Source organism: Ramlibacter pallidus (assembly GCF_015070875.1).
In the GTDB taxonomy this organism is placed as follows: Bacteria; Pseudomonadota; Gammaproteobacteria; order Burkholderiales; family Burkholderiaceae_C; genus Ramlibacter; species Ramlibacter pallidus.
Map to the genome: position 1 here is coordinate 53,914 of NZ_JADDIV010000003.1, position 11,841 is coordinate 65,754.

The window sequence follows — 11,841 nt, forward strand, 5'->3', positions numbered from 1 at the left end:
GAGACACACGATGACCCTCAACCGCCGCCAGGCCACGCTCGGCCTGCTCGCCGCCGCCGCCGCGCCCGCCTGGGCGCAGGAATGGACCCCCGCGCAGCCCATCACGATCCTGGTGGGCTTCGCGCCCGGCGGCTCGGCCGACCAGATCGCGCGCCAGCTGTCCTTCGCCGCGAAGGGGATCCTCCCCGTGCCCGTGCTCGTGGTGAACCGGGCCGGCGCCGCCGGGGCCATCGCCGCGCAGGCGGTCGCCGAAGCCAGGCCGGACGGCTACACGCTGTTCGTCGGGGGCGGCAGCGAGACCACTTCGGTCGGCAACTTCAAGGCCTTGCCCTACGACCCGCGCAAGTCCTTCACCACGGTGATCAAGGTGTCGCGCGCGCCGAGCATCCTGGCCGTGCGCGCGGATTCGAAGTTCGCCGACATGAAGGCTTTCCTGGCCGAGGCGAAGCAGGCGCCCGAAAAGGTCTCCTACGGTTCCACGGGCGAAGGCGGGATCTTCCACGCCACCGGCCTGGTGCTGGAGAAGCAGGCCGGACTGAAGCTGCTCCACGTGCCGTACAAGGGCGCGGCGGATGCCATGAACGCGCTGCTGGGCGGCCAGGTCGATTCCGCCTTCGGGGCCTACGAGGAGATGAAGCCGATGATCGATGCCGGGCGCGTGCGCCCGCTGGCGCTGTTCTCGCGCAGCCGCCTGCCCGGCCTGCCGAACGTGCCGACGATGACCGAGATCGGCGTGCCCGTGGCGCTGGACAACATGAAGGGCCTGATGGGTCCGGCCGGCCTGCCGCAGCCGGTCACGCGCTACCTGCACGATGCCTTCCGCAAGGCCATGCAGACGCCGGCCTGGAAGGAGTACGTCGCCAAGTCGGGCCTGACCGAGGACTACGCCGAAGGGCCCGCGTTCCAGAAGGAAGTGGTCGAGGCGTACGAACTGATCGGCAAGGCGCTGGCGCGATGAAGGCTTTCGATCCGCAGGCCCGGGTGGGCTTCATCGGGCTCGGCGTGATGGGCGGCGGCATGGCGCATTGCCTGCTGCGCGCGGGCTACGCGCTGACGGTTCAGGCGCGGCGCACCGACGCCATGCAGCCGTTCGTGGCCGCCGGCGCCGTCGCCGCCGCCACGCCGGCGGAGCTGGGGCGGCGCTGCGACCTGGTGTTCCTGTGCCTGTCCGACGACGCGGCGGTGGAGCAGGTGCTGTTCGGCCCCGGCGGGCTGGCGGAGGGCCTCGCTTCCGGCAGCTGTGTCGTCGACACCAGCACCATCGCCGCCGCCTCGGTGCGCGCCTTCGGCGAACGGCTGCGGGCCGGGGCCATCGCCTTCCTCGACGCGCCCATCAGCGGCGGCCAGCAGGGCGCCGAAAGCGGCACGCTGAACACCATGGTCGGTGGCGAGGCCGAGGTGGTGGAGGCTTGCCGGCCGGTGCTGTCGGCGTTCTGCAGGACGATCACGCACGTGGGCGCGCTCGGCGCCGGCCAGACCGTCAAGGCCTGCAACCAGGTGGCGGTGGCCGGCGCGCTGCTCGGCGTCGCCGACGCGATCGCCCTGGCGAAGTCGCAGGGCGTGGACCCGGCCGTCATGCGCGACGTGCTGCTGGCCGGCACCGCGCGCAGCTTCGTGCTGGAAAAGCACGGGCAGCGCGTGATCGCCGGCGACTTCCAGCCGGGCTTCCGCGCCCACCTGATGCGCAAGGACCTGCGCATCGCCTTGCGCACGGCACGCGCGGCTGGCGCCTTCCTGGCCGCGGCGCCGGTCGCCGAGCAGTTGCTCGACGAGGTGGTGCAGGGCGGCGACGGCGAACTGGACTGGGCCGTGCTCGGCCGTCTGGTGCAACGGAAGAAGTCCGGCTAGGCTGCTTCGCCGACACCGCGCTGCACCGCGCGCAGCAGGTCGACCGGCGAGGCGGGCTTGACGAGGTGCTGCGCGAACCCCGCTTCGCCCGCCTTGGCGATGTCCGCGGCGGTGCCGTAGCCGGTCAAGGCGACCAGGTGGCAGCGCGCGCCGTTGCGGTGGGCGCGCACGCGTTGCGCCAGCTCGTAGCCGCTCATGCCGGGCAGGCCGATGTCCAGCACCGCCACCTGCGGCACGAACTGGTCCAGCAGCGTGAGCGCGACGCCGGGGTCGTAGGCCACCTTCACTTCGTAGCCGGACAGCTGCAGCAGCGCCGCCGCCGTGTCGGCCGCGTCCTGGTTGTCGTCGACCAGCAGCACGCGCGCGTGGCTGCCTTCCGGCGCGGCCGGCGCGGAGCTCTCCACGAAGGCCTGGGGTGGCGCGACCTGCGGCAGCGTGATCGTGAAGGTGCTGCCCTGGCCCTCGCCGGGGCTCGTCGCGCGCACGGCGCCGCCATGCATCTCCACGAGGCTGCGCGAGATCGCCAGCCCCAGGCCCAGGCCGCCGCGCGAACGGTCGGTGCCCTGCGGCGCCTGGTAGAACAGGTCGAACACGTGCGCCAGCACTTCCGGTGCCATGCCCAGGCCGGTGTCCGACACCTCGACTTCCGCCTGCGTGCCGGCCCGGCGCAGGGCCAGGCGGATGCTGCCCTCGGGCCCCGTGAACTTGATGGCGTTGCCCAGCAGGTTGGTGAGCACCTGGCCGAGGCGCACTTCGTCCGCCGACACCCAGAGGTCCTCGGCGTCCGGCGCGACCTCGACGCCGAAACGGCGCAGCCCCAGCACCGGCTGCACCGACTGGGCGGCGTGCCGCACCACGTCGGCCAGGCGCACCGGCTGCATGCGCATCTCCAGGCGCTTGCCGGTGATGCGCGAGACGTCCAGCAGGTCGTCCACCAGCCGCTGCATGTGGGTGACCTGGCGCTGCATCACCTCGCGCTCCAGCCGCGTGCCTGGGTCGCCCTTGCGCTTCATCAGGTGCAGCGCCGTGGCCATCGGCGCGAGGGGGTTGCGCAGCTCGTGGCCCAGCATCGCCAGGAATTCGTCCTTGCTGCGGCCCGCCTCCTCGGCCTGGCGCAGGGCTTCCGTCGCGCGGGCCAGCAGCGTTTCGCGCTCGCGGGCGGCGAGGTCGCGGTCGACGGCGGCCTGCTTCAACGCGGCGCCGACGTCCTGCAGCTCCGCGATGTCGAGCCGGCTCACGAGCACCGGTTCGCCCCGGCCCAGCGCCTGGGCGGCGGCCTTGAGCGCCTCGATCGGCTCGATGACGTCGCGCGAGAAGTACCAGGCCACGAAGGCGGCGAGCGCGAGCGAAGCCAGCAGTCCCGCGCCCACCGCGCCGATCACGCTGTACAGCCCGGTGTCCGCGTCCTCGGCGGAGATGCCGGTGACCACGGTCCACCCCCAGTCCTGCAGCCGGCTGAAGCCGGTGTGGCTGCGCATGCCCTCGAGCGTGGTGGTGTTCCCCGTGCCTTCGCGCTCCGGCGTCGCCAGCAGGGCCGCCAGCGACGGGGACGGCCCCGGCGACGTGTGCTGCCGGGAGCGCGCCACGCGTGTCAGCTTCTGGTCGAGAACGGTGACGATGGAGGTGCCGGGCACGTTCTGGCGCAGCAGGACGCCGAGGATGTGTTCGGCGGGGATCACCGCGCTGAGCACGTACCGCAACTGCCCGTCGCGCAGGACCGGCAGGCGCACGGCGAAGGCCTGGTTGTTCCTCGGGCCGGTCGTCACGGTGCCGACCACCGGCAGCCGCGTGGCGATGGCCTTCTGCATGCTTTCGGGGTCCACGGCGTCGGGCGCCGGCGCGGACAGGGCATGGGCGGAGCTGAGGAGCAGCTTTCCTTGCGGATCCGCCAGCACGACGGCGCGCCAGCCCTGGCTGGCCGCGATGCGGCGCCCGAGGGCATGGAATTCCTCCAGTTCGCCGCCGTGCAGCTCGTCGACCAGCGACATGCTCTGCAGCACGCTGACGGTGGCGCGCAGTTCCGCATCGATGGCAGTCGCCAGCGCGCGCGAGACCAGCAGGGCCGTCGCCCGCGCGTCGTGCGCCCGCTCCCCGGAGATGTAGGCCAGCACCACCGCCGCGACGATCGCCAGCGGCAGCAGGCCGCTGGCGGCCAGCAGGAAGAGCCGGTACCGCAGCGGTCTTCCCGGCGCCGGCAGCTTCATGCGGACCGGATCATGTAGCGGACGACGTCGTCCACGGGAGCGAAGCGGTCGTAGAGGCGCCTGGCCCGCGCGTTGTCCGCCTTGGTGACCCAGTAGACCCGGGCCCAGCCCTCGGCCCGCATCGCGTTGCGCAGCCATTCGATCAGGGTGGCGGCCACGCCCTGGCCCCGTGCCGCGGGCGCGACGAACAGGTCCTCCAGATAGCACACCGGCTGGGTCTCCCAGGTGTTCTCGTGCACGACGCAGTGGGCAAAGCCGCGCACCTGGCCTTCGACCTCGGCCACGATGCACAGCACCGCCGATTCAGGATCGAGGATGCGGCGCCAGGTGCGCTGGGTGGTCTCTTCCGCCAGGTCGACCCGGTAGAAGTCGAGATAGCCGCTCCACAGTTGCCGCCAGGCGGCTTCGTCGGAGGGCAGGGCGGCGCGGATCGTGCATGGGGCGGTCACGCAGCCATTGTGCCTAGGGTTGGCCGAGTTGACGGGCCAGCAGGACGGCGGCGTGCACCGCCTGGCGCTCCGCCCCGTCGTGGATCTGGTGCCGGCAGCTGGTGCCGTCGGCGACGACGACCGCCTCCGGCGCCGAACGCACGGCCGGCAGCAGGCTCAGCTCGGCCATCTGCATCGACACCGCATGGTGGCGCGCCTCGTAGCCGAAGCTGCCCGCCATGCCGCAGCAACTGCTCTCGATGAGCTGGGGCTGCACGCCCGGGATGAGCTGGAGCACCTCGAGCACCGGCGACACCGCGCCGAAGGCCTTCTGGTGGCAATGGCCGTGCACCAGCACCGGCTGGTCCAGCGGCCGCAGCTTCTGCTTCAACGCATCGAGGCGGCCGGCGGCGGCCTCGCGGGCCAGGAACTCCTCCAGCAGCAGCGACTGGCGCGCCAGCGCCTGCGCCGGCTCGCCGAAGCCCATGGCCGTCATCTCGTCGCGCAGCGTGAGCAGGCACGAGGGTTCGAGTCCCACCACGGCGATGCCGCGTGCCACGAAGGGCTGCAGCGCGGCCAGCAGTTCGCCGGCCTTGGCCTTCGCCTCGTCGACCATGCCGCTGGCCAGGAAGGTGCGGCCGCAGCACAGGTGCTGGCCGCCACCGCCTTTCTTCGCCGCCACGTGCACCGTGTAGCCGGCCGCCCGCAGCACGTCGAACGCCGCCTTGGCGTTGGCCGACTCGAAGAAGCCGTTGAAGGTGTCGACGAACAGCACCACCGGCCGGTCCGCCGCCAGCACCTCGTCCCGGCTCGCGCCGTGCACGCCGCTGTTGAAGAAGTGCGCGGACTGCCATTCGGGCAGCGAGCGCCGTGCGGAGACGCCGAGCACCTTCTCGCCCAGGGCCCGCAGCAGGCCGCTGCGGTTGCGCAGGTTCAGCACGCCCGCGAAGCGGCTCGCCGTGGCCGCGTAGTCGGGCAGACGGGCGACCAGCCTGTCCTTGAGCGACCAGCCGTTCTTGCGGCGGTCGGCGTGCAGGAACTCGATCTTCATGCGCGCCATGTCCACGCCGGTCGGGCAATCGCGCTTGCAGCCCTTGCAGCTGACGCACAGGTCGAGAGCATCGCGCACCTCTTCGCTGGCCAGGCCGTCCGGGCCGAGCTGCCCGCTCACCGCCAGCCGCAGCGTGTTGGCCCGCCCGCGCGTGAGGTGCTGCTCGTCGCGCGTCACGCGGTAGCTGGGGCACATGGTGCCGGCGTCGAACTTGCGGCAGTGGCCGTTGTTGTTGCACATCTCCACCGCCTTGGCGAAACCCCTGGCGGGGTCGCCGCCGGTGCCCGGCGCGGTGGTGCGTTCGGTGGCGGGATCGTTCTGCACGTCCCAGCCGCTCCAGTCCAGCGCGGGCTGCAGCGGGATCACCTTGTAGCCCGGCGGGAAGCGCATCAGCCGCGTGTCGTCCATGCGCGGCGGGTTCACGATGCGGCGCGGAGACAGCAGGTCCAGCGGGTCGAACAGGCGCTTGATCTCGCCGAAGGCGGTGTCGATCGCGGGACCGAACTGCCAGCGGATCCACTCGCCGCGGCACAGGCCGTCGCCGTGCTCGCCGCTGTAGGCGCCCTTGTACTTGCGCACCAGTTCCGCCGCTTCCTCCGCGATGCGGCGCATCTCGGGCGCGCCGTTGCGGCGCATGTCGAGGATGGGCCGCACGTGCAGCGTGCCGACCGAGGCGTGCGCATACCAGGTGCCCTTGGTGCCGTGGCGGCGGAACACCTGCGTCAGCGCGTCGGTGTATTCGGCCAGGTGCTGCAGTGGCACCGCGCAGTCCTCGATGAAGGAGACCGGCTTGCCGTCGCCCTTGAGGCTCATCATGATGTTGAGGCCGGCCTTGCGCACCTCCCACAGGTTCTTCTGCGGCGCCTCCTCGGACATGAGCACCACCGCGCCGGGCAGGCCCAGGTCGCCCATCAGCTCCTGCAGTTCGCGCAGCTTGCGCTGCAGCAACGCCTTGTCGTTGCCGGCGAACTCCACCAGCAGCAGCGCGTCCGGCTCGCCGATCAGCGCGGTGCGCACCGTCGGAGCGAAGGCCGGGTTCTGCAACGAGAGCTCGATCATCGTGCGGTCGACCAGTTCCACCGCCGTCAGCGTGCCGTCGCCGCCCAGTTTGACGATGTGCTGGGCCGAGTCCATCGCCTGGTAGAAGGTCGGGAAGTTCACCACGCCCAGCACCTTGGCCCGTGGCAGCTCCGACAGCCGCAGCTTCAGGCTGCGCGTGAGGGCCAGCGTGCCTTCGCTGCCCACCAGCAGGTGCGCCAGGTTGACGCTGCCGTCGGCCGTGTAGGGCCGCTCGTTCTGGTTGTGGAAGACGTCCAGGTTGTAGCCGGCCACGCGCCGCAGCACCTTGGGCCAGTGCGCCTCGATCTCGGGCCGCAGCGCGGCGGCCAGGTCGCGCACGCGCTCGCCCAGCAGGCGCGCCGCGCCCGTGCTCTCGTCGAAGCGGCCGAAGGCGTGGAGCGCGCCGTCCGACGTCCAGGCCTCGGCGCCCAGCACGTTGTGGACCATGTTGCCGTAAGCGATGCTGCGGCTGCCGCAGGAGTTGTTGCCGGCCATGCCGCCCAGCGTCGCCTGGGCGGCGGTGGACACGTCCACCGGATACCAGAGGCCGATCTTCTTCAGCTGCGCGTTCAGGTGGTCCAGCACGATGCCGGGCTCCACGGTGGCGGTGCGCGCCTCGGCATCCACCTGCAGCACGTGGCGCACGTGCTTGGAGAAGTCGATGACGAGGCCGGCCCCGACCGTCTGCCCGCACTGGCTGGTGCCGCCGCCGCGCGGCACCACCGGCACCTTCAGGTCGCGGCAGATGTCGAGGGCGATGCGCGCGTCCTCCGCGGTGCGCGGCAGGAACACGCCGACGGGCATGACCTGGTAGATGGAGGCGTCGGTCGCATAGCGGCCGCGGTCGCCCGGCGTGAACAGCACTTCGCCGCGCGTTTCGCGGGCCAGCCGCTGCGCCAGCCGGCCGGCGACTTCGTTGCTGACGCGCGCGACGTCGTCGTAGGCGGTGCCGGCGCCTTCGCGCGTCACGGTCAGGGGCAGGGGCGCGTTCATGCCGCGTTCCCCTGCGCGCCGGCCTCGCGCAGCTGCTCCAGCACCACGTCGCGCTTGTTGTGCAGATGGGCCACCAGCACCTGGCGCATGGCACCCGCGTCGCGGGCCGACAGCGCTTCGATCATCTTCTCGTGCTCCTGCACCGCCGCCTTCCACTTCTCGCCATCCTGGTTGGAGCGGAAGCGCAGCGCCTGCAGGCGGGCGTTGACCTGGTCGTAGACGGTGGACAGCACCGGGTTGCGCGCGGCGGCGTTGATGGCGCGGTGGATGCGGGCATTGATCGCGTAGTAGGTGGAGAGGTCTCGCCGCGTGTAGGCGGCCATCATCTCGAACTGCATCGCCCGGATCTCGGCGAGTTCCGCGTCGGTGATGCGCTGTGCCGCGAGCTCACCGGACAGGCCCTCCAGCCCGGCCATCACTTCGAAGGTGTCCAGGATGTCCGCTTCGGTCAGCGACACGGCGATCGCGCCGCGGTTCGGCACCAGTTCCACCAGCCCTTCGGCGGCCAGCATCTTGATGGCTTCGCGCAGCGGGGTGCGGGACACGTGGAGCAGCTCGGACAGTTCGCGCTCGTTGAGCTTGGCGCCGGGCGCGATGCGCCCTTCCACCAGCATCTGGCGCAGCCGCTGCGCCACCTGCTCGTGCAGCGCCGCGCGGGGAATGGAGATCACTTCGGCCGTCATGCCGCCATTTTGTATGCAGATTTGCTGCGGCGCAAACCCTCGCAGCAGAGTAGTCAGGCATTGACAGCTGGATTTTGTATGCAAAAATCGGCCGCACTTCCCATCCGAACCGCCTGAGGACCCATGGTCACGCTCGATTTCCACCCCACCGGCCGCCACTTCCTGCAGATCCCCGGCCCGTCGCCCGTGCCGGACCGCATCCTGCGGGCCATGAGCCTGCCCACCATCGACCACCGAGGGCCGGAGTTCGGCGCCCTCGGCAAGCGCGTGCTCCAGGGCATCGGCCAGGTGTTCCAGACGAAGCAGCCGGTCGTGATCTATCCCGCGTCCGGCACCGGTGCCTGGGAAGCGGCCCTCGCCAACGTCATGAGCCCAGGCGACCACGTCCTGATGTACGAGACCGGCCATTTCGCCACGCTGTGGCAGAAGATGGCCACGCGCCTGGGACTGAAGACCGAGTTCCTCGGGCTGCCCGGCGTGGAGGGCTGGCGCCGCGGGGTGCAGGCGCACCTGATCGAGGAGCGCCTCAAGGCCGATGTCGGCCACGCCATCAAGGCCGTCTGCGTGGTCCACAACGAGACGTCCACCGGCGCCACAAGCAACATCCTTGCGGTGCGCCGCGCGATCGATGCCGCGAAGCACCCGGCGCTGCTGCTGGTCGATTCGATCTCGGGCCTCGCGTCCGCGGAGTACAAGCACGACGAATGGGGCGTCGACGTCACCGTCAGCGGCTCGCAGAAGGGCCTGATGCTGCCGCCGGGCATCAGCTTCAACGCCCTGTCCGCCCGCGCACTGGAAGCGAGCAGGTCCGCGAAGCTGCCCAAGTCCTTCTGGGCCTGGGACGAGATCGTGGAGATGAACAAGTCCGGCTACTGGCCGTACACGCCCAACACCAACCTGCTGTACGGGCTGGCGGAAGCCTGCGACATGCTGCTGGACCCGCACTTCGGCGGGCTGCAGGGCGTGTTCGCGCGCCACCGCCGCTGGGCCGAGGGGGTGCGCAGCGCGGTGAAGGCGTGGGGGCTGGAGATCCAGTGCACCGAGACCCAGAGCCAGTCGCCCGTGCTGACCGGCGTCGTCATGCCCGAAGGCGTGGACGCCGACGCCGTGCGCAAGCTGATCTACGAGCGCTTCGACCTGTCGCTGGGCACGGGCCTGGGCAAGGTGAAGGGCCGCATGTTCCGCATCGGCCACCTCGGCGACTGCAACGACCTCACCCTGATGGCCGCGCTCTCGGGCTGCGAGATGGGGCTGAAGCTCTCGGGCGTCAAGCTCGCCGGCTCCGGCGTCGCCGCCGCGATGGATTATTTCGCCGGCCACCCGGCGCCGGTCGCCCTGCAGCAGGCGGCCTGACCGATCACCAACGACGACAGGAGACAAGCATGCAACGCAGAACCTTCATGACCGGCGTGGCCGCGTCCATCGCGCTGCCCATGGCCGGCGCGCAGAACCTGCCCACCGGGCCGGTCCGCATCATCGTGGGCTTCGCGCCCGGCGGCGGCACCGACATCCTGGCGCGGGTGATCGGGCAGAAGCTCGGCGACATGTGGAAGACGCAGGTGATCGTGGAGAACAAGGCGGGCGCGTCGGGCACGATCGCCTCCGACTACGTGGCCAAGCAGGCCGGCGACGGCACGGTGCTGCACATGGCGCACATCAACAGCCACGCGCTCATGCCCAACCTGCAGAAGCTGGGGTACGACGCCGAGAAGGACTTCCAGCCGATCGCGCTGGTGGGCGTCACGCCCAACCTGCTGATCTGCGGCCAGATGCAGCCGGCCAAGACGGTGAAGGACCTGGTGGCGCTGTGCAAGGCGCAGCCCGGCAAGGTCAGCTTCGGCTCGGCCGGGCCCGGCAGCGCGCAGCACCTCGCGCTGGAGATGTTCATGCTGCAGGCCGGGGTGAAGGCGATCCACGTGCCGTACAAGGGCTCCGGCCCGATGCTCACCGACCTGATCGGCGGGCAGGTGCAGTACAGCTTCGACACGATGACGGCCGCCACGCCGCACGTGAAGAACGGCAAGGCCGTCGCCATCGCGCAGACGCGCCAGAAGCGGGCGGCCGGCCACCCGAACGTGCCGACGATGTCCGAGTCCGGCTTCCCCGGCTTCGAAGCCACCACCTGGTACGGGCTGGTCGGCCCGGGCAAGATGCCGGCGGCCATGGCCAGGCGCATGAACGAGGACGTGAACAAGGCGCTGCAGATGCCCGACGTGATGGAGAAGCTCGAAGCCTCGGGCGCCGAGGACGGCGGCGGCTCGGTCGAGAAGTTCGCGCAGTTCATGGCCGTCGAACAAGGCAAGTGGGCCAAGGTGATCAAGGAAGCCAACGTGAAGGTCGACAGCTGATGGCGGACGCTCCCGGCCAGGGCGCGGTGCACCTGGCGCTCGAGAACGGCATCGCGTCGGTCACCTTCGACCGGCCCGAGGCCCGCAACGCGCTCACCTGGCCGATGTACGAGCGGCTGCGCGAGGTCTGCGAGCAGCTGCGGGACGATGCTTCGGTGCGCGCCGTGCGCTTCCAGGGCACGGGGGCCGAGGCCTTCGTGGCCGGCACCGACATCGCGCAGTTCCAGGACTTCACGGGCGAGGACGGCGTGCAGTACGAGCGCCGCATCGACGCGACCATCGGGCTGATCGCCTCGCTGCCGATGCCCACGGTCGCGGCGGTGCAGGGCTGGTGCATCGGCGGCGGCCTGGCGATCGCGAGCGCCTGCGACTTCCGCATCGCGACGCCGCAGGCGAAGTTCGGCGTGCCGATCGCGCGCACGCTGGGCAACTGCCTGTCGGCCGGCAACGTGGCGGGGCTGGTCGCCGCGTTCGGTCGGCCGCGCGTGCAGCGGCTGTTGCTGCTGGCCGACCTGATCGACGTCGACGAGGCCCACGCCTGCGGCTACGTGCTGGAGATCGTTCCCAACGGCAACATCGACGCCGCGGCCCGGAAGCTGTGTGGCCGGCTGGCCGTGCTGGCGCCGGTGACGCAGCAGGTCAGCAAGGAAACGCTGCAGCGCCTGCTGAAGCATTCGCTGCCCGACACGGAGGACCTGATCCGCCGCACCTACGGCAGCGAGGACTTCCGCGAAGGCGTGCAGGCGTTCCTGGCGAAGCGTCCGCCGGCCTGGAAGGGGCGCTGAGGCCGGGCGGTCCGGCGCTGGGCTGCCGTCCTACGCCGGCGCGGCTTCGGAGTGCCTACGATGGCCTGAACCACCGGAGTGTGCACATGGCCGCCAAGCAGCAACCTGGACTGGGCCGGGACGCCCCCGCGCGTCCCGGCGATCCCATCGACCTGGACGAATCCGTCGCCGGCGAGGAAGACCCCGGCGCGTCCATCGACCTCGCGAACGTGCGCGCCCGCGGGACGGAAGGCCGCTCCGACCAGCCCGCCGGGCAGCCGCCCCGCCAGCCGACCGGTGCGCAGGCGCCGATCGCGCCCGGGGACGAAGCCCCCGCCGGCACGCCCAGCACGGGCGAGAACGTCTGCCCGGAGTGCGGCGGCTCGGGCCGCCTGGGCGCGTCGAAATGCCCGAACTGCGAAGGCACGGGCATCGTCATCGTCGGCATCGGCGGCGCCTGACG

General features: G+C 71.2%; 10 protein-coding genes. 6 read left to right on the top strand and 4 right to left on the bottom strand.

Features of this window, described 5'->3' with window-relative positions; all coding sequences use genetic code 11:
- The first annotated feature begins 10 nt into the window (after positions 1-10).
- Complete coding sequence (locus IM787_RS09400; protein ID WP_193676419.1) at positions 11-958, top strand: tripartite tricarboxylate transporter substrate binding protein; 948 nt, start codon at positions 11-13, stop codon at positions 956-958.
- Positions 955-1,848, top strand: a complete 894-nt coding sequence (locus tag IM787_RS09405; RefSeq protein ID WP_193676420.1) for an NAD(P)-dependent oxidoreductase — start codon at positions 955-957, stop codon at positions 1,846-1,848. The genes IM787_RS09400 and IM787_RS09405 overlap by 4 nt, the downstream gene beginning before the upstream one ends.
- Here IM787_RS09405 and IM787_RS09410 read toward each other — a convergent pair.
- The 4 genes from IM787_RS09410 to IM787_RS09425 are packed head-to-tail and all read right to left on the bottom strand — an operon-like array spanning position 1,845 to position 8,266.
- Complete coding sequence (locus IM787_RS09410; protein WP_193676421.1) at positions 1,845-4,052, bottom strand: hybrid sensor histidine kinase/response regulator; 2,208 nt, start codon at positions 4,050-4,052, stop codon at positions 1,845-1,847. The two genes, IM787_RS09405 and IM787_RS09410, sit on opposite strands and share 4 nt — an antisense overlap.
- Entirely contained in the window at positions 4,049-4,501 is a 453-nt protein-coding gene (locus tag IM787_RS09415; RefSeq protein ID WP_354004385.1) for a GNAT family N-acetyltransferase, read from the bottom strand. The genes IM787_RS09410 and IM787_RS09415 overlap by 4 nt, the downstream gene beginning before the upstream one ends.
- Before the next feature lie 13 nt (positions 4,502-4,514).
- Positions 4,515-7,583, bottom strand: a complete 3,069-nt coding sequence (locus tag IM787_RS09420) for an FAD-binding and (Fe-S)-binding domain-containing protein (RefSeq protein ID WP_193676422.1) — start codon at positions 7,581-7,583, stop codon at positions 4,515-4,517.
- Positions 7,580-8,266, bottom strand: coding sequence for a GntR family transcriptional regulator (locus IM787_RS09425; RefSeq protein ID WP_193676423.1), 687 nt, complete (start codon positions 8,264-8,266; stop codon positions 7,580-7,582). The genes IM787_RS09420 and IM787_RS09425 overlap by 4 nt, the downstream gene beginning before the upstream one ends.
- A 123-nt stretch (positions 8,267-8,389) precedes the next feature.
- Here IM787_RS09425 and IM787_RS09430 point away from each other — a divergent pair, with 123 nt between their 5' ends.
- The 4 genes from IM787_RS09430 to IM787_RS09445 all read left to right on the top strand — a co-directional run bounded on the left by IM787_RS09430 (position 8,390) and on the right by IM787_RS09445 (position 11,839).
- A complete protein-coding gene (locus IM787_RS09430) occupies positions 8,390-9,619 on the top strand; it encodes a pyridoxal-phosphate-dependent aminotransferase family protein (RefSeq protein WP_193676424.1) in 1,230 nt (409 codons plus the stop codon).
- Between the two features lie 29 nt (positions 9,620-9,648).
- On the top strand, positions 9,649-10,614 hold the full coding sequence (locus IM787_RS09435) for a Bug family tripartite tricarboxylate transporter substrate binding protein (protein ID WP_193676425.1): 966 nt from the start codon (positions 9,649-9,651) through the stop codon (positions 10,612-10,614).
- Entirely contained in the window at positions 10,614-11,399 is a 786-nt protein-coding gene (locus IM787_RS09440) for an enoyl-CoA hydratase/isomerase family protein (protein ID WP_193676426.1), read from the top strand. Before IM787_RS09435 ends, IM787_RS09440 begins: the two co-directional genes overlap by 1 nt.
- A gap of 86 nt (positions 11,400-11,485) precedes the next feature.
- Positions 11,486-11,839, top strand: a complete 354-nt coding sequence (locus IM787_RS09445) for a hypothetical protein (protein WP_193677132.1) — start codon at positions 11,486-11,488, stop codon at positions 11,837-11,839.
- The last annotated feature ends 2 nt before the right edge of the window (positions 11,840-11,841 follow it).

Coding starts and splice junctions, on each gene's coding strand:
- IM787_RS09400 (WP_193676419.1), top strand. CDS start 11: ATGACCCTCAACCGCCGCCAGGCCACGCTCGGCCTGCTCGCCGCCGCC.
- IM787_RS09405 (WP_193676420.1), top strand. CDS start 955: ATGAAGGCTTTCGATCCGCAGGCCCGGGTGGGCTTCATCGGGCTCGGC.
- IM787_RS09410 (WP_193676421.1), bottom strand. CDS start 4,052: ATGAAGCTGCCGGCGCCGGGAAGACCGCTGCGGTACCGGCTCTTCCTG.
- IM787_RS09420 (WP_193676422.1), bottom strand. CDS start 7,583: ATGAACGCGCCCCTGCCCCTGACCGTGACGCGCGAAGGCGCCGGCACC.
- IM787_RS09425 (WP_193676423.1), bottom strand. CDS start 8,266: ATGACGGCCGAAGTGATCTCCATTCCCCGCGCGGCGCTGCACGAGCAG.
- IM787_RS09430 (WP_193676424.1), top strand. CDS start 8,390: ATGGTCACGCTCGATTTCCACCCCACCGGCCGCCACTTCCTGCAGATC.
- IM787_RS09435 (WP_193676425.1), top strand. CDS start 9,649: ATGCAACGCAGAACCTTCATGACCGGCGTGGCCGCGTCCATCGCGCTG.
- IM787_RS09440 (WP_193676426.1), top strand. CDS start 10,614: ATGGCGGACGCTCCCGGCCAGGGCGCGGTGCACCTGGCGCTCGAGAAC.
- IM787_RS09445 (WP_193677132.1), top strand. CDS start 11,486: ATGGCCGCCAAGCAGCAACCTGGACTGGGCCGGGACGCCCCCGCGCGT.